13 protein-coding genes are annotated in these 16,974 nt (G+C 76.9%); 6 read left to right on the top strand and 7 right to left on the bottom strand.

The window, feature by feature from the left end; translation table 11 throughout:
- Positions 1-133: 133 nt before the first annotated feature.
- Entirely contained in the window at positions 134-979 is an 846-nt protein-coding gene (locus FBY24_RS05305) for an NAD(P)H-binding protein (protein ID WP_142158699.1), read from the top strand.
- Positions 980-1,054: 75 nt separating this feature from the next.
- On the opposite strand, the gene FBY24_RS05300 is transcribed toward FBY24_RS05305, so the two are convergent.
- Positions 1,055-1,240: an antitoxin gene (locus FBY24_RS05300; protein ID WP_142158697.1), complete on the bottom strand. Its 186-nt coding sequence runs from the start codon at positions 1,238-1,240 to the stop codon at positions 1,055-1,057.
- Between the two features lie 131 nt (positions 1,241-1,371).
- Here FBY24_RS05300 and FBY24_RS05295 point away from each other — a divergent pair, with 131 nt between their 5' ends.
- On the top strand, positions 1,372-2,622 hold the full coding sequence (locus tag FBY24_RS05295) for an RDD family protein (protein ID WP_142158695.1): 1,251 nt from the start codon (positions 1,372-1,374) through the stop codon (positions 2,620-2,622).
- Between the two features lie 25 nt (positions 2,623-2,647).
- Here FBY24_RS05295 and FBY24_RS05290 read toward each other — a convergent pair whose 3' ends face one another.
- The 3 genes from FBY24_RS05290 to FBY24_RS05280 form a co-directional block, all read right to left on the bottom strand.
- Positions 2,648-3,046, bottom strand: a complete 399-nt coding sequence (locus FBY24_RS05290) for a hypothetical protein (protein WP_142158693.1) — start codon at positions 3,044-3,046, stop codon at positions 2,648-2,650.
- 119 nt (positions 3,047-3,165) lie between these two features.
- On the bottom strand, positions 3,166-6,969 hold the full coding sequence (locus FBY24_RS05285; RefSeq protein ID WP_174243467.1) for a bifunctional RecB family nuclease/DEAD/DEAH box helicase: 3,804 nt from the start codon (positions 6,967-6,969) through the stop codon (positions 3,166-3,168).
- Positions 6,970-7,018: 49 nt separating this feature from the next.
- Positions 7,019-7,897: a dihydrodipicolinate synthase family protein gene (locus FBY24_RS05280; protein ID WP_255432235.1), complete on the bottom strand. Its 879-nt coding sequence runs from the start codon at positions 7,895-7,897 to the stop codon at positions 7,019-7,021.
- Positions 7,898-7,991: 94 nt separating this feature from the next.
- Here FBY24_RS05280 and FBY24_RS05275 point away from each other — a divergent pair, with 94 nt between their 5' ends.
- Positions 7,992-8,195 carry a hypothetical protein gene (locus FBY24_RS05275; protein WP_160158438.1) on the top strand — a complete coding sequence of 68 codons (204 nt, stop codon included), beginning with the start codon at positions 7,992-7,994 and terminating at the stop codon, positions 8,193-8,195.
- Between the two features lie 6 nt (positions 8,196-8,201).
- On the opposite strand, the gene FBY24_RS05270 is transcribed toward FBY24_RS05275, so the two are convergent.
- The gene (locus FBY24_RS05270) at positions 8,202-9,122 is read right to left on the bottom strand and encodes a 1,4-beta-xylanase (protein WP_142163198.1); all 921 of its coding nucleotides are present in this window, start codon (positions 9,120-9,122) and stop codon (positions 8,202-8,204) included.
- A gap of 254 nt (positions 9,123-9,376) precedes the next feature.
- Here FBY24_RS05270 and FBY24_RS05265 point away from each other — a divergent pair, with 254 nt between their 5' ends.
- The 3 genes from FBY24_RS05265 to FBY24_RS05255 all read left to right on the top strand — a co-directional run bounded on the left by FBY24_RS05265 (position 9,377) and on the right by FBY24_RS05255 (position 12,065).
- Positions 9,377-10,264: a hypothetical protein gene (locus FBY24_RS05265; protein WP_142158688.1), complete on the top strand. Its 888-nt coding sequence runs from the start codon at positions 9,377-9,379 to the stop codon at positions 10,262-10,264.
- A 257-nt stretch (positions 10,265-10,521) separates the two neighbouring features.
- A complete protein-coding gene (locus FBY24_RS05260) occupies positions 10,522-11,415 on the top strand; it encodes an SDR family oxidoreductase (protein ID WP_140459361.1) in 894 nt (297 codons plus the stop codon).
- A complete protein-coding gene (locus FBY24_RS05255; RefSeq protein ID WP_142158686.1) occupies positions 11,415-12,065 on the top strand; it encodes an SDR family oxidoreductase in 651 nt (216 codons plus the stop codon). The genes FBY24_RS05260 and FBY24_RS05255 overlap by 1 nt, the downstream gene beginning before the upstream one ends.
- 33 nt (positions 12,066-12,098) lie before the next feature.
- Here FBY24_RS05255 and FBY24_RS05250 read toward each other — a convergent pair whose 3' ends face one another.
- On the bottom strand, positions 12,099-12,914 hold the full coding sequence (locus FBY24_RS05250; protein ID WP_255432234.1) for a DUF4184 family protein: 816 nt from the start codon (positions 12,912-12,914) through the stop codon (positions 12,099-12,101).
- A gap of 156 nt (positions 12,915-13,070) precedes the next feature.
- Positions 13,071-16,799, bottom strand: coding sequence for a choice-of-anchor I family protein (locus tag FBY24_RS05245; RefSeq protein ID WP_142158684.1), 3,729 nt, complete (start codon positions 16,797-16,799; stop codon positions 13,071-13,073).
- Positions 16,800-16,974: the final 175 nt, after the last annotated feature.

Raw genomic sequence — 16,974 nt, 5'->3', positions numbered from 1 at the left:
CCACGCCCCGCACCGATGACGAGACGATCACGTATGCCACAGATCGTCGCGGCCATGGATCGTCTCGCCGGGCCGCGGTTGCCTGGACCCCGGCGGCACACCCCGCCCGAGCCGGACCCACCCAGGAGCGACCATGACCACCGAGCCCACCCCGCGACCCGTCACCGTGATCGGCGCGACCGGCAAGACCGGCCGCCGTGTCGTCGACCGCCTGCACGCCCGCGGCGTCCCCGTGCGCGCCGCGTCCCGCACCGGCACGACCCGGTTCGACTGGGACGACGCCGCCACCTGGGAGCCCGCGCTCGACGGGGCCGGGGCCGTCTACGTCGCCTACGCCCCCGACCTCGCCGTGCCCGGCGCCCCGGAGACCGTCGAGCGCCTCGCCGCGCTCGCGCAGCACCTGCACGTGCACCGCCTCGTGCTGCTCTCCGGCCGCGGCGAGACCGAGGCGCAGCGGGCCGAGCGGCTCGTCCAGGCCGCGTTCGACGGCGCCACCGTGGTCCGCTGCGCGTTCTTCGCCCAGAACTTCAGCGAGTCGTTCCTCCTCGACGACGTCCGCGCCGGGCGCGTCGTCCTGCCGGTCGGCGACGTGCGCGAGCCGTTCGTCGACCTCGAGGACGTCGCGGACGTCGCCGTCGCCGCCCTCACCGACGACGCGCACCGCGGGCTCGTGCACGAGCTCACCGGGCCGCGGGCCGTCACGTTCGCCGAGGCCGCGGCGGTCCTCGCGCACGCGGCCGGGCGGCCCGTCGAGCTCGTGCCCGTGACGCTCGAGGAGTTCACCGCCGGGCTGCGGGCGCACGGCGTGCCCGAGGACGCCGTCGCGCTGCTCGCCTACCTGTTCACCGAGGTGCTCGACGGCCGCGGCGAGGCCGTCACCGACGGCGTGCGCCGGGCGCTGGGCCGCGACGCCACCGACCTGGCCGCGTTCGCCCGCCGCGAGCGCGACGCCTGGCGGACCGCCGACCTGCCGGGCTGACCCACGGCCCGCGTGGTGCCCGGCGAGCGGGCACCGCGCCCCGGGCCGAGGGTGCAGGCCCGGGGCGCGGCGGCCTCAGGAGCGCTTCTGCCGGTCGAGGTAGTCCTTGGCCTTCGCGACGACGTCGTCGACCTTCGCGTCCGTGCCGTCGTCCGTGCGCGCCTTCACCGCGTCGGCCGCCTTGTCGAGCGCGTCCTTCGCCTTGTCCTCGTGCCCGGCGAGGGCGCCCTTGGCCTTGTGCACCAGATCGTCGAGCCCCATGACCCGCACCTCCCGTGGTTGTCCACCCGCGGTCCGCGGGCCCACGCCCAGTGTGCGGGCCGTCACGGCCGGCGGCACCCGGGCGGGGCGATGGGCTCATCCGTGCGGGGGTGCGTGCCGATGTCGTCCGTATGACGACTTCCGACGGCCCCCGCGCGGGCTGGTACGGCGACGGTGTGACGCCCGGTGCCGAGCGGTGGTTCGACGGGCGCGCCTGGACCGAGCACCTGCGACCCGCGCCCGGTGCCGCGGGCCCGGCGCCCCGGCAGCACGTCGCGGGGCCGTCGACCGCGCAGCACGCCGCGGGGCCGTCCGCCGCGCAGCCGGCCGCGCGTCCCGTGCCGGCCGGGCCGCCGGCCACCGTGCACCAGGCCGTCCTCCAGCACCCGGGCGGGGGACCCGCCCCGGCGGTGCGCCCCTTCGCGGCCGCTCCCGGCGCCGTCCGGCCCACGGGCCCGACCCAGCCCGGTGCCGTCCGTCCGTCCGGCCTCGGACAGCCCGGCCCTGCGCAGCCGGGCTCCACGCCGCCAGGCGCCGTGCGCCCGCAGGGCGCTGCTCAGCCGGGTCCGGTCGGGCCCGGCGGAGGCCCCGTCGCCCCCGCGTCCGCCCCGGCGGGCTGGTTCGCCCAGCCCGGGCAGGTCCACCCGTACCCGCCGCAGCCCTCGGCGCCCCACGCGGCGCAGCCGGCGGCGCACCCCGGACTGGTCACGGCGGGCGGTCCGCCGCCCAACTTCCCCGTCGCAGCGCCGACCCCCCCGACCTCGCCACCCGTCGCCGCCCGCCCGGGGGCCGCGCCCGGGTGGGGTGCCCCGCCCGCCGGCGCGTCGGGCGGCACCTGGTCCACGGCCGGCACCGGGCTGCGCCCCGGTGCCGCCTACCCCAGCGCGAGCACCGCGGCCTGGGGCGGCACGGCGAACCTCGCCCCGTGGGGTCCGCCCCGCCTCGCGCACTGGGGCTGGCGCGTGCTGGCCCGCCTCGTGGACGAGATCGCGGTCTCGATCCCGTACACCGTCGCGGTGGTCCTGGACATGGTGGCCGCCACCGGCGCTGCCGACCCGACGCTCGCGCTCGCACAGGCGTCCGAGGGCACGAGCACGACCGCCATGGTCGGGCTGCTGCTGACGTTCGTCCTGTGGGTGGCCAACCGGGTCGTCGCGCAGGGGCGCACCGGTCGGTCGCTCGGCAAGCGGGTCTGCGGCCTGCGGCTGGTGAAGCGCGACACGATGCAGCCCGTCGGCCTGTGGTGGGCGTTCGTGCGCGACGTCGGCCACGTCGTGGACCAGGCGCTGCTCGGCCTGGGCTACCTCTGGCCGTTGTGGGACGCCCAGCGGCAGACGTTCTCCGACAAGCTCTGCCGCACCGTGGTGGTGCGCGAGGGCTGACGCGCCGGGCGTCGCGGGCCGCGGGTCACTCCCGCGGGAGACCGCCGTCGTGGTCGTCCGGGTCCGTCGCGGGCCGCTCCTCGGCCGTGCCGGGGTGCAGGTCCTCGGCGTCGAGCGCCGCGGGCTCCTGCACGTCGACCAGGTCGCCGTCCTCGTCGGCCGGTGCCGCCGGTCCGGCCCACGGCTCGTCGTCGGTCCACGCGGCCTGCGCCTGGGCGTGCACGGCCGCGAACACCTCGGCGCGCTCCTGGGCGATGGCCGCCCGGACACGCTCGTCGAGCGTCGCGAGCGTCGCCCGCGCCTCGTCGATCGCGGCGTCGACCGCGGCCAGCGCGTGCTCCTGGGTGGCGGTCAGGGACGTGGACACGTGCTCGGCCTCGGCCTGCAGCGCCACCCGCACCTGCTCGAACTCCTCGACGATCATCGGTTGCTCCTCCTCGCGGTCCCCCGGTGGACCTGCGCGTCGTCCGCGTGGTGGCCCGTGCGCGACGGTGCCGCGCGCGGGTGGGCGACACCGGCGTGGTGCCGGCGTCGACGGCGAGGCTACGTGGGCACGGCGGTGCGTGCCCCGTCGCCCGTCACCCGGTCGGGCGACGGGCCGGTGGGCGTGGCGGCCGGCGACGGTCCGCCCGCGACGCGCGAGGCGGTCAGGCCGATGAACGCGCCCAGCCGGGCCAGCGACTCGGGGCGGTGCGGCAGGGTGTGCGTCAGTCGGGTGCTGCGCACGACGAACGCCGCCCACTGACCGCGCGACACGGCCACGTTGAGCCGGTTGCGGTCGAGCAGGAAGTCCAGGCCGCGGGGCACCTGCGCCGGTGACGACGCGGCGGTGGTCACGACGACCACGGGCGCCTGCTGCCCCTGGAACTTGTCGACCGTGCCCGCGCGCACGCCCGGGAGCCCGGCCTCGTCGAGCGCGCGGCGCACCGTCCACACCTGGGCGTTGTACGCGGCGACGACGAGCACGTCCTCGGGCGCCAGCGCACGCACCGGCACCCCGGCGGCAGGGTCGTGCCACACGCGCCCCACGAGGTCCGCCACCAGGGCGACCACCGCGGCCGCCTCCTCCGGCGACCGCACCGCGTTGCCCTCGTGCTCGACGAGGACGCCGTGCACCCCCGGTTCCACCCCCTCGAGCTCGCGCGCCGCCGCACCGGGCGCCGAGGTCAGCCGACCCTCGTACGAGAGCGTCGAGACCGCCGCGCACAGGCGCGGGTGCATGCGGTGCGTGACGGGCAGGAAGTACCCCAGGTGCGCGGGCAGGGTGTCGTGCCCGTCGGTGAGCCAGCCCAGCGCGGAGCGGTCCACGGGCTCGGGGTGCACGCCCTGGCTGACCTGCGGCAGCTGCTGCGGGTCGCCGAGCAGCAGCAGGTTGCGCGCCGCCCCGGCGACCGCGAAGGTCGTCGCGAGCGCGAGCTGCCCGGCCTCGTCGACGACGAGCAGGTCGAGCGGCGCGTCGGGCAGCCGCCCCGCGTTCGTCAGGTCCCACGCCGTGCCGCCCAGCACCGCCCCCCGGCCGGGACCGCCCGGGTGCGCCGCCCAGAACGCACCGAACCCGCGGTCCGGCACCCACGTCCACGCCACGGGGTCACGGTCCGCGGCGTCGGTCGGTGCCTTCTTCGCGACGTCGGCGCCGTCGACGCCCGCGGCCACGACGGCCGCGAGCATGTTCTCCACCACCGCGTGCGACTGCGCGACGACGCCCACGCGCCACCCGTGCGCCACCAGCGCCGCCACGACGCGGGCGCCCGTGTACGTCTTGCCGGTGCCGGGCGGCCCCTGCACCGCGAGGTAGGAGTCGTCGAGGTCCAGCAGCGCCCGCACCAGCACCTGCTCCAGCGGGCCGTCGTCCGTCGCGGGCAGCGGCCCCCCGGACCGGGTCCGTGGTGCCCGGCGGCACGCGAGGTCGAGCGCGGCCGACCGCGGCAGCACCGGCTCGCCCGCCCCGGCCTCCACACCGCCGCTCCCTGCACCGGGGGCTGTCACGGTGGTCGCCGGGTCCACCAGGCCCACGGTCGCGGCGACCCGCGTCGCCAGCGACCGGATCGCCGTGCGCAGCGGCCCGGTCGCGATCGGAGCGGTCGGCGCCAGCGCCATCGGCAGCGCGTCGAACGGCTCCGAGGTCTGCGCGCGCGTCTCCAGGACGCGCAGCACGTCCCGCACACCGCGGCCCTCGCCCTCGGCCGTCACGTCCAGCACCGTCATGCGGTCGCACCAGCCGCGCGGCGCCTCCGTCGTGGTCTTCATGCCCGCCGGCACCGGCGGGTCGTACAGGCCGACGGCCCGGGCGCCCGCCCGCAGCTCGCTGCCCGGCTCCAGCCGACCCACCAGCCGCAGCAGCCGGTGCGGCACCTTCTTGCCCACCGGCACGTGCCAGTCCTCGACCACCTCGCCGCGCTCGACGACCAGCACGTTGCGCCGCTCCGCCCAGTCCGACGGGTGCGCCGACAGGCGGTCGTAGTGGCCCCACCAGAAGGGCTTGTCCTCGCGCTGGTGGTACCGCAGCGCCGCAGCGACCAGCGCGACCGCCTGGCGCTGCGGGCTGCGCACCACGCCCTCGCCCGGACCGGGGCCGGCGACCGCGAGCAGCGCCTCCTCCAGCGGGTCCGGCTCGGCGAGCTCCGCCGCACGCGCGGCCGCCTCGGGGTCGAGCACCACCGGGCGCGTCGGGCCGTGACCCTGCTCCGCCAGGCGTGCCAGCAGCCAGTCCCGCAGCCCCAGCGTCGACAGGCAGTCGTACCGGTTGTAGTCGGCGATCGCGGCGATGCGCCGCGCCCACTCCTCCTCACGCCCGGCGACCCGCGCCGCGACCGCCTCCGCGTACTCCACGATCGAGTCGGCCGCCGTCGTCACACCGTCGCCGCGCCCCGCGTCCATGTACAGCGGCTCGAGCTTCTTCAACGAGTACGACCGCTGCCCCGTCCGCACGCCCGCCTTCACGGCCGCGTACAGGTCGACCAGCACCCCCTCGCGCAGCAGCGCGTCGACCTCCGCCTCGCCCTCGCCGTGCCGGCCCGCGAGCCGCAGCAGCGCCGTCTTCTCGTACGCCGCGTAGTGGTAGACGTGCAGGTGCGGGAACCGGGCGCGCCGCTGCGCGAGGTAGTCGAGGAACGCCCGCAGCGCCGCGCGCTCCTCGCCGCGGTCGTGGGCCCAGAACGGCACGAACCGCGGCTCCGCCCCTGGTGCCTCGGGTGCCTCCACGACCCCGAACAGGTACTCCAGCCCCCACGCGTCGCCCGTCGCGGCCAGCGCCGGGTCGTACCAGAGCGGGTCGCCCTCGAAGTCGAAGAACACGTCGCCCGGGTCCGCGGGCGGCAGCAGCGCCGCGACGGCCTCCGGGTGCGGCACCTGCGCGGGCACGTGCACCGGGTGCGCCGGGTCGTCGTTGGTCCGCTCCTGCTCGACCTGCAGCCGCGCCTGCAGCCGCATCCGGTCCAGCACCGCCGGGCTCAGACCCTCGACCTCGGCACCGTCGCCGAGGGCGGCCAGCGCGTCGAGCGTCGTCACGCCCGCCGCGTGCAGCAGCGGGCGGTGCCGCTCGTACACGCCGGCCGCCAGCGTGACGTCCCGCACCGCCTCGAGCTGCTCGACGCACAGCGCGCACCGCCCGCACGCCCGGTGCCCGTCCGCGCCCCACACCACCGCACCCCCGGCGGCGACGTGGGCGTCGAGCAGCGCCTCCAGCTGGGCGCGCCGCTCGCGGTAGACCGGCACGAGGTCGGCCACCGCGTGGGTGCTGCGGGCGTCGTCGCCCAGCACCAGCACGACCTCCCGCGCCACCGGCACGCCCGCGGACGCGAGCAGGTCCGCGTAGGCCGCGACCTGCAGCAGCGCCGTCGGCCGGGCGTTGCGCGCGAGCTTCGCGTCGAGCACGGCCCACGCCTCGCCGCCCGCCGCGCCGCCGCCCGTGCCGGACCCGTCCGTACGGGTGCGGACCAGGAAGTCCGACCGCCCGGTGAACCGGCCGTCGAAGAACGTCGCCTGGTGCACCACGTCCGGGCGCCCCGTCCCGTCGGCCCCTGCGCCCAGCCGCCCGAGCGTCGCGGCGTGCGCGGCCTCCAGGTCCGCCCGCACGTCCGGCCGTCGCGGCGCCGCCAGCTGCGCGACCCCGCCCGTGCGTCCCGGCGCCCACACCCCGTGCTCGGCGACCAGCGCCCGCAGCACCCGCTGCTCGTGCTCGTCGCCGAGGCGCGCGACCCGGTCGAGCATCGCGTCCGTCTCCGTGACGACCGCCCCGCCGCGCCCCAGCCGGGCGTCCAGCGCCCGCAGCACCGCGTACTCGCACCCGGCCGCGGCCACCAGGTCGCTGGCCGAGATCGTCAGGGTGCCGTCGTCGAGCAGGATCACCCCGGCAGGCTACGCAGGCCCGCCCACAGCAGCGCCGGGCCCGTGCGTGTCAGAGCCGCTCGGCCGCCGCGAGGGCCGCGTCCGCCGTCGCCGTCTCGGCACCGTCGAGGCCGCGCAGCGGGCGGGGAAGGCACGGACCGTCGACGAAGCCGCGGTGCTCCGCGAGCGCGGCCGCGACGCGCACGCCGCCACGCCTGGTGATGAGGTCGAGCGCAGGCCCCAGGGCGTCCGTCAGGGCGGCGACGAGCTCGTCGTCGCCCGTGCGCACCGCGCGCGCCAGCCGCACCGCGACGCCCGGCGCGACTCCGGCGAGCACCGACCACCAGGTGTCCGCCCCGGCGGCGAGGGCCGCGACGGCGACCGCGTCCCCCGACGCCCCGACGCCCACGTGCGACGGCACGAGCGAGCGCAGGTGCGCCACACGGGCCTGCGCGGCCTGGACGCCGCCCGGCACGCCCGGCGACTTGACGGCGACCACGTGGGGCAGCGCCGCGACGTCCCGCCACAGGACGTCGGAGAACGTCACCCCGGTGGTCCGGGGGTTCTCGTAGACGACCAGCGGCAGCGGGACCGCGGACGTCACGTCCTCGTACAGCCCCAGCACCTCCGCCTCGGTGAGCGGGTGGTACGACACGGGCGCGAGCAGCATGCCGGCGGCGCCGGCGTCGGCCGCGTCGAGCGCGAGCGCCACCACGTCCGTCGACCGCAGCGCCCCGACGCCGGCCAGCACGGGCACGTCACCGGCCTCGAGGACCGCGCGCTCGACGACGCGGCGCCGCTCGTCGACCGAGAGGTACGGGGCGTTGCCGGTGGACCCGAGCACCCCGACGGAGTCCACCCCGGCCTCGGCGGCGCGCGCGACGAGCAGCCCGAGGGCGTCCTCGTCGAGCTCCTCGTCGCGCACAGGGGTCAGGGGGAAGGCGCTCACACCGGCGAACACGGGTGCTCCAAGGGGGTTGTCGGGAACCTGCACGCTCCGGCAGGGTCGACCTGTGACCAGGCGTGAGCGTAGGGCCTCGGCGGTGGTGGCGGGGCTCGGTCTGGCCCTGGCGGTCGTCGGGGTGCTGCTGCTCGTGCGCACCGGGGCCTGGTCCGGCTACGGCCCCGCGGACGAGGTCGCGGCCCGGGCCGTGCTCACGCGGGGCTGGGGCGCCGCGCTCGCGGGATCCGGCGCGCTGCTGGTGGCGGTGACGGCCGTCGTCGTCGGGGTCCGCCGGCGGGGGTGACGCCGGTCAGGCCGATGCTTCGGCGAACGCGTCGCGGATCGTCGTCTCGGCGGGCTTGGCGTACGGGCAGTAGTCGTCGTCCGTGGCGGCGTCCGTCGCCGGGTAGAGCGGCGTCGGCCAGTCCCAGAGCATGAAGCCGCGCACCCAGTCGCGCCGCGCGCACGCGGCGAACGCCGCCTCGTACCACTCGCGCTGCGCCTCGCCGGAGGGGGCGCCCGGCAGCGCCCAGTCGTTGGGCAGCGCGGGGGAGCCCTCCCGGCTGGGGCAGCCGGCCTCGAGGAACAGGAAGGGCTTGCCGGTCGCGCGCACCACGGGCTCGATGCGGTCGAGCTGGGCCTCCCAGTCGTCCACGGGGTAGTAGCCGGACGACGAGACGACGTCGACCGCGTCCCACCAGCGGACGGCGCCCTCCTGGTACTTGTCGCAGTTGTACGTGACGAGGCCGTCGTACTCGGCGCGGACCGCGGCCACGAGGGCCCGCCACTCGTCCTCGCGCTTGTCGGACTGCACCATCTCGCAGCCCACGCAGAGCATGGCGACACCCTCCTCGGCGGCGATCCGCGCGTAGTGCGTCATGAACTCCGTGTACGCGGCGAACCACTGCGCCCACGTGGGCTCGCACGGCACGTCGACGTCGAAGAACGCGATGTGCGCGCGCCAGGTGCCGTTGCGGACGTTGACGACCGGCTTGAGGCAGACCCGCAGGCCGCGCGCGTGGGCCGCCCGGATCGCGGTGCGGACCTCGTCGTCCGTGGGTGTGGGCGCCTCGCGCCACGCTATCGTCGTGGACTGCGGGGTGTCCTGGAGCGCGCCGAACGCCAGCGTCACCCAGGTGACGCCGAGGCGGTCGACCATGGCGTCCATCGACGCGTCGGCCGCGGGCCCCGTCCAGGTGCCGCGGCCTCCGCCGGTCCACCCCCAGGTCATGCCGGCGACGTACCCGCCGAGGAGGTCGTCGTCCGGCGCACCGGGCGGGGGAGTGGCGGGCGAGGTGTTCACGGCGGCTCCTTCGTCGGCGTCGCCGCGACGCTACCCTTTCTTCGCCCATCGAACAAAGTCTGGTCCGGCCCCGCGGTCGGCCTGATACAGGTCCGAGGGCCCGGGCCCGGCGGGACGTGGCGCTAGGTTGCGGGTGTGGCGGGGCACCTCGCCGTGCGTCGTGCGCCGAACCAGGGGGAGCTGTGGGCCGTCCGAGCACCGTCGTCCTCTGCGCCGTCGTCGCGCTCGTGGCCGTCGCGGGCCCGCCACCGGGGGCCGCGGCCTCGGCGTCCGTCCGCGGGGCGTCCGGGGCGTCCACCCGGCTCGGACCGGCCACCCCGGTCGCGACGCCCGCCCCGCCCGGAGACCCCGCCGCACCTGAGGCAGCGCTCGTGCCGTCACCGGACGACGTGGCGTCACCGGACGACGTGCCGTCGCCGGACGACGTGCCGTCGCCGGACGACGTGCCCGCGCCGGACGACGCGCCGGCGGCGACCCCAGGACCGGAGGGGACGCCCGAGGAGTCCGAGGTCGGCGTCGCCCCGCCCGACGCCGGTGCGGGTGCCGCCCCTCGGCCGGTCGAGGACCTGCTGCTCGCGGCGCTCGCCGACGTCGACCGCGTCCGCGCCGGCACGCTCCCGGACGGCATGGACGTCGACGCCCCGCCCGCGATGGTCGCCGCCGCGCAGGACGACCGGGAGGAGTTCGCCGCCGAGGGCCTGGCGATCACCGAGTCGGCCACGACCCTGGTCGGGGCGGTCGTGGTGACGCGTACCGGCGACCGCCAGGTCGTCGAGGCCGGGGTGCTCACCGAGCTCGTGACCAGCGACGGCACCGGCGAGGACGTCCTGGCGCACTGGTCGAGGACGCACCGGTTCACGGTCGAGGAGAACGACGGGGCCCTGCGGCTCGTCGCCGACGAGGTCGTCGAACCGGCGAGGGAACAGGCGGTCGGCGAGGCCACGGTCGGATCCAGCGCGACGACGCATCTCGTCGCGCTGCTTCCCGCGCTCCTCGTCCTGCTGGCGCTCACCGCCCTGGTGACCGGCGCAGCCCTCGTCCTGCGCCGCCGGGCGCACCCGCCCGCCTGACGTCGCCCTCAGCCCGTCGCCCGCCCCCGGCCCGCCGACCCCGTGATCTGCGCCGCTCCGGGGGTCGTGGACGGCACGGATGACGGGGTCGGCGGGTGCAGTGGTGGACCTTGAGGAGGCCAGCCCGTCATCTGCGGTGGGTGGGGGCGGGGCGGCGTCAGGGATGACGGGGTCGGCGGGGGGCGGGTGCACGGGCGGCAGGGTGGTGGCGGGGCGCCCAGATGCCGGAGCGGGGCCGGGCACGCACGATGGAACGCATGAGCGATCAGACGACACCCCAGGACCCGACCACGCAGCACCCCGGTCCCGAGGCCCAGTCGGGCGAGCAGATCGAGCACCCGGGGCGCACCGACGACATGGACACCCAGCCCGACCACGGCGAGTTCAGCTACCGGGGCTCGGGGCGGCTCGACGGTCGCAAGGTGCTGATCACCGGCGGTGACTCCGGCATCGGACGGGCCGTCGCGATCGCGTTCGCGCGCGAGGGCGCGGACATCGCGATCAGCTACCTGCCCGAGGAGGAGGACGACGCGCGCGAGACCGCCCGCTGGGTGCACGAGGCCCGCCGCACCGCGGTGCTGCTGCCCGGGGACATCCGCGACGAGGCGTTCTGCGGAGAGCTCGTCGAGCGCGCCGTCGAGGGGCTCGGGGGCCTGGACGTGCTGGTCAACAACGCGGCGTACCAGATGGCTCAGCCCGGCGGCCTGGCCGACATCACCACCGAGCAGCTCGACCGGGTGCTCAAGACCAACGTCTACGCGATGTTCTGGATCACCCGTGCCGCCCTGAAGCACCTGGGTGCGGGCTCGGCGATCATCAACACCAGCTCCATCCAGGCGTTCGACCCCAGCCCCGGCCTGCTGGACTACGCGTCCACCAAGGCCGCCATCCTCAACTTCACGAAGGGCCTCGCGGCCCAGCTCGCCGACGACGGCATCCGCGTGAACGCGGTGTGCCCGGGGCCGATCTGGACGCCGCTGATCCCGGCGACCATGGACGCCGAGAAGGTCGACCAGTTCGGCGCCGACACCCCGATGGGCCGCGCCGGCCAGCCGGCCGAGCTCGCCCCCGCGTACGTGTTCCTCGCCTCGCAGGAGTCCAGCTACGTCACCGGGGACCGGATCCTCGTCACCGGCGGGAAGACGGCCTGATGCGCGTCGTGATCGTCGGCGGCCACGGTCAGATCGCCCGGCACCTGCTGCCGCTGCTGCTCGCGCGCGGCGACACCGTGGTGCCGCTTGTCCGGCGTCAGGAGCACGCCGACGAGCTCGCGCTGGCCGGTGCCACGCCCGCGATGCTCGACCTGGAGGCGGCGGACGTCGACGGGTACGCGGCGGCGTTCGCCCGCGCCGACGCCGTCGTGTTCGCGGCCGGTGCGGGGCCCGACGGCGACGTGGCCCGCAAGCGGACCGTGGACCTGGAGGGCTCGACCAAGTCCGTCGACGGCGCCCGCCGCGCCGGCGTGCAGCGGTTCGTGCAGGTCAGCGCCATCGGAGTCGACACGCCGGTCGGGCCCGACGCGGGCGAGGTCTGGGCGGCGTACGTCACGGCCAAGCGCGACGCCGACCGGTACCTGCGCGCCAGCGGCCTCGACTGGACGATCGTGCGCCCCGGCCGGCTGACCGACGACCCCGGCACCGCCCGGGTCGCCCTCGCCGAGACGGTCGAGCCCGGCGACGTGCCGCGGGCGGACGTCGCGCTCGTGCTCGCCGCCGTGCTCGCCGAGCCGTCCACCGTCGGGCGGCAGCTCGAGCTGGTCAGCGGGCACCTGCGGGTCGACGAGGCGATCGCCGCCCTCTGACGGGCAGGCCGCCGCCCCTCGGTGCCCGCGCCCTCAGGGCGCCGAGGGGACGTCGGCGCCGCCCGCCCGCGTGGTCGCACGCGTGGCGGCGCGGTGCACGTGCCACACGACGGCACCGAGCAGCACCGCGGCTGCGACGACCGCCCCACCTCCCGTCGCCGCAGCCGCCAGGGCGTGCTCCACACCTGCGCCCGGCTCGTGCGCCCCGACGGCCGCGAGGGTGCCGGCGCCAGCACCGATCAGCCCGAGCGCACCGGCGACGACCACCCCCCGAGGGGCGGGACGCCCGCCCGCGGCGTGCCACCGGACCACGCGCCGGGCAGCCCACACGGCGAGCACGCCGAGGCCGACGGCGGTGCTGACGTGCTGCAGGACCCGGCCCGCGGGCACGTCGCCGACCAGCGGCTCGCGCAGCCAGGCGACGTGCTGCACGACGACGCCGTCGCCGTGGGTGAAGGAGTCCCACACGACGTGGGTCAGGACGCCGAGGACCAGCGACACCACCACCCATCCCGCCTGCGCCGCGGCCCGCCCGGGTCGCAGGTCGTGCCGGGCGTCGCCCGGAGCGGCGTCCGCGGGCGGGACGAGCAGATCCGCGAGCGGCGCCCGGACGACCCACCACAGGGCCAGCAGCACGACGGCCGTGGGGACGGCCACCGTGAGTGCCCCGGGCCAGGCGTGGGTCGTCGTCGCGTTGACGAACGGCTCGTACCAGGCGCCGGCGTACCGGGGCGCGGGCACGAAGTACGGGACGTCGGGGCTCAGGCTGCCCGCGACGAGGGCCGCGGGGACGAGCGGGCCGCGGACGAGCGGCAGCACCGCGGCGGGATGGGCGAGCGTGAAGGGCACGCCGAGGATCATCGACGAGCGCCGCGCGCCGCCGCGTCCCCCCGTGGTCGGACCGGTCCGGCCTCCGGGTCCTCCCGGCGCCGTCGACCGGGCGCAGCGGACGGACGGCCCGGCCCCGCGGGCGCGGGGGCCGGGCCGTCCGTGGTGCTGGTGCGGTCAGGCGGCCGCCGCGCGGCGGCGCCACCAGAGGATGCCGCCGCCGGCACCGAGCAGGCCGAGGGCCGTGAGCAGCGCGACCAGCACGGTCGCGCCCGTCGAGGCGAGCGCGCCGCCCGGTGCGGACGCGGCCAGCACCTCGAACGTCGCCGACGCGGGGTCCAGGCCCTGGGACGTCACCTCGAGCGTGTGCTCGCCCAGCGGGAAGTCCGCCGGCACGCGCCAGCGCACCAGCACCTGCCCGTCGGCGTCCGCGGTGAACGTGCCGATCACCGTCGGCGTCGAGCGGGCCGTGACGGTGACGCGCTGCCCGGGCTCGAGGCCCATGAGGTCCGCGCGCAGCTCGCCGCCGCGCCGCACCTCGACCGCACCGAGGTCGATCGTGACCCAGCCCGCCCCGGCGTCCGGCGCGGTCGGTGCCGGCGTGGGCGACGGCGTCGGGCTGCCGTCGTCGTCGCCGCCGACCGTGACCACCGCGCGCCCCGTGGACGCCGGCTCGACCGGGCTGTGCGCCTGCACGTAGGCGACCGTCGCCGCGAGGTCGACCTGCCCGGAGTCGGTGCGGGACGCGGCCTGCGTGAAGGTGGAGAACGCGTCGCCGCCGGAGGCGAGGAACGAGTTCACCGCCACGCGGTAGGTCGCGTCCGGGTCGACGGGCGCGCCGTCGACCTCGACGGAGACGACGTGCTCGCCGCGCGGGGCGTCCACGACGTACTCGTACCGCAGGTTCGCCGAGACGCCGAGGTGCAGCTTCGGGCGGGTCGCGCCGTCGGGCTGCCACTGCTCCTCGAGCACGTCGACCAGCTGCTCGCCGGTGAGCTCGGCGACCACCAGGGTGTTCGCGAACGGCTGGACCGCGGCGACGTCCCGGTAGGTCAGCGTGCCGTCCTCGCCGAAGCGCAGGTCGGCACGCAGCCCGCCCGGGTTCATCACGGCCACGTCCGCGGGCTCGCCGCCGTAGGCGGGGTTGTCCTCGCTCGTCGCCCACAGCTGGACGTCCGCGACGAGGTTGCCCAGCGACGACTCCGCGCCTCGGTCCTCGGATCCGTCGGCCGTCGTGGCCCGCGTGATGTCGGCCGTGATCGAGCCGACCTCGACGGACCCGGCGTCCTGGGCGTCGGCGACGGCCGCGTCGACGACCGCCTGCACGTCGGGGTCGGCCGGGTAGGCGGGGGCGCCGTCGACGACGAGCGGCAGCACGTCCGCCGACGCCGCGACGAGCTCGCCCGCGGCCGCGTCCCACGTGAGGCCGACCTGCGCCAGGTGCGTGCCGTACTGGCCGCCCTGCACGACGGGCCGGGGCACGTCGGAGCCCTCGACGTCGAACGTGCACGCGTACGCGCGGTGCGTGTGGCCGGAGAAGATCGCGTCCACGTCGGCCGAGGTCTCGCGCACGAGCCGGCCGAACGCGTCGTCCGCGGCCTCGACGTCCTCGCACACGCTCGACTCCGCGCCGTCGTGGACGAGCGCCACGACGACGTCCGCCAGGTCCTCGGCGTGCAGGCGTGCCGCGACCCGGTCGAGGGCCTCGACGGGGTCGCCGAACGTGATGCCCGCGATGCCCGCGGGGGAGACGAGCGTCGCCGTCTGCTCGGTGACCACGCCGACGAAACCGATCCGGACGCCGTCACGCTCGACGACCTCGTACTCGGGCAGCGCCGGCTCGTCGGCGCCCGCGCGGTACACGTTGGCGCCCAGGTGCGGGTAGTCCGACGCGGGGGCGATCCGGTCGACCAGGTCGTCGAAGCCGCCGTCGAGCTCGTGGTTGCCCACCGCCGTGACCTCCAGGCCGGTGGCGTTCAGCGCGTCGATCGTCGGCCGGTCCTGGGCGATGAACGACGTGAACGTCGACGCGCCCACGTTGTCGCCCGCGGAGACGAAGACCGTCGCGGGGTTCTCCGCGCGGAGCTCGTCGACGGCCCCGGCCAGGACGGCCGCACCGGCGACCCCGCCGGACCCGGCCTCGATCCGCCCGTGGAAGTCGTTGATGCCCAGCAGCTGCAGCTCCACGGTGCCGTCGGTCTCGACGGCGAAGAGCGTCGTGGTGCCGGACACCTCGTTGCCCACGGCGAGCAGCGGCGCCCCCGTCGGGGAGTCCTCGGCGGAGATGAACGCGATCGACTCCGGCCCGAGGTCGCCGGCGGCGGCCAGGTCGCCGCCGTCCTCGACGGACACCGACAGGTCCCGGTTGTTGACGTAGCTGACGTAGGCCACGTCGGCGGGGTCCGTGACGTCGTAGACGGCGACGCCGCCCACGCGCTCGAACCCGACGAACGCGTACGTGCGCCCGCCGACCTCGCCGACCGCGACGGCCTCCGGCTCGGGGCCCTTGTCGTCGCTGCGACCCTCGAGGTTCGTGACCGTGTGGTTCGAGTTGAACGCCTCGGGCGCGGCCGCGGCCGTGACCTGCTCGAACGAGGACCCCGAGTCGTACACCCGCGTGCCGTCGGTCGACCAGATCGAGAACGACCGCGACCCGAACGCGTGCAGCTCGGCGTAGCAGGAGCCGTCCTCCGACAGGCCCGACGCCGTCGAGACGTTGAGGCGGCCCAGGTCCGCGTCACCGGTCAGCCCGGCGAGCGGGGCGCACACCGGTGCGAGGCCGTCGTCGCCGAGGTCCTTCACGCGGGCGGACTCGACGTAGTCGCCCCACTCGCGCACGTCGCCCTCGTTCGCGGTGACGAGGTACGTGGCCCCGCCCGCCTCGTACGAGGTGATCGCGTCGGGCTGGTACATGCCGCGCAGGCCCTCGAACGTGCGCAGCGCGACGCCGCCGTCACGGTCCGACGGGTCGAGCGCGACGTCGCCGTGGTCCTGCGTGCCCAGCGCCCACAGGTCCGTGACCGTGGCCGACGCCAGGTCGACCGTCGCGATCGCGTTCGCCTCCTGGAGCGTCACGTAGGCGGTGCCGCCGACGACCTCGACGTACTCGGGCTCCAGGTTCAGCGACGGCAGCACCGGGGGGTACCCCGGGCCGACGGGCCCGAAGACGCGCACGCCCTCGGGCAGCGCACCGTCCGCGTCGTACGCCTCGAAGCCCGCCGTGCGGACCGCGTCCTGCCCGGGGGCCGTGACGGTTCCCGGCAGCGCCACGACCGTCACGGAGCCCGCCGGGTCGGTGGAGTAGTCGTCCGCCGGCTCGCCCTCGTCGGCGCTGACCGCCCAGGCGCCGTCGGGAGAGATCGACACCTTGTCGGGCAGCGCGCCGGCGCGCACGGCGCCCAGCACGTCGAGCGTCGCCGCGTCGACGAACGCCACCCAGCCGCGCTCCGTCTTGGTCGCGTGCTCCACGGCGACCGCGACGAGGCCGTCGGCGCGCACCGCGACGGAGTTCACGGCAGCGCCCGCGGGGATCGTCGTGCCCTCGGCGTCGACGACCCCGGCCACGGCGATCGTGCCGACCTTCGTCGGGGCGGTGGGGTCGGACGCGTCGAGCACGTCGACCTGCCCGGACTCGGCGTTGACCACCAGCAGGCGCTGCGTCGCCGCGTGGTGCACGACGATCTCGGCGGAGGCCTGGTCGAACAGGCCGGTGGCGTACGTGCCGACCGGGGTCAGGCGCACGGACGCGTCGTCGGCGGCGTGCCGCACCGGCTCGGCGACGACCGACGCCGTGGCGGGCGCGACCAGCGCACCCGTGACCAGGGTCGTGGCGGCCAGGGCCGTCGTCGCGAGCGTGGCGGTGAGCCGTCGGGAGCGTGACGGGTGCGCGGGGCGCTGGTCGCTCACGGAGGTCCTTCCTCGCAGGGGGCCGCCGGTCCGGCGGACGCGAGGACGCTAGGTGCGGGTCACGAAGCGGGAGGGACCGGGACGGGTCGGGCAGGTGAACGCCCGATGGACTGCGTGCGGGCCCGTGGTGGAGGTCGCCCGTCCGGGTGACCTGGTGTCCCGCCGCCCACGGGGT

It is taken from the genome of Cellulomonas sp. SLBN-39 (genome assembly GCF_006715865.1).
Taxonomy (GTDB): Bacteria; Actinomycetota; Actinomycetes; order Actinomycetales; family Cellulomonadaceae; genus Cellulomonas.
Note: the sequence above shows the minus strand (reverse complement) of the source record. Positions and strands in the feature narration are given on the sequence as shown.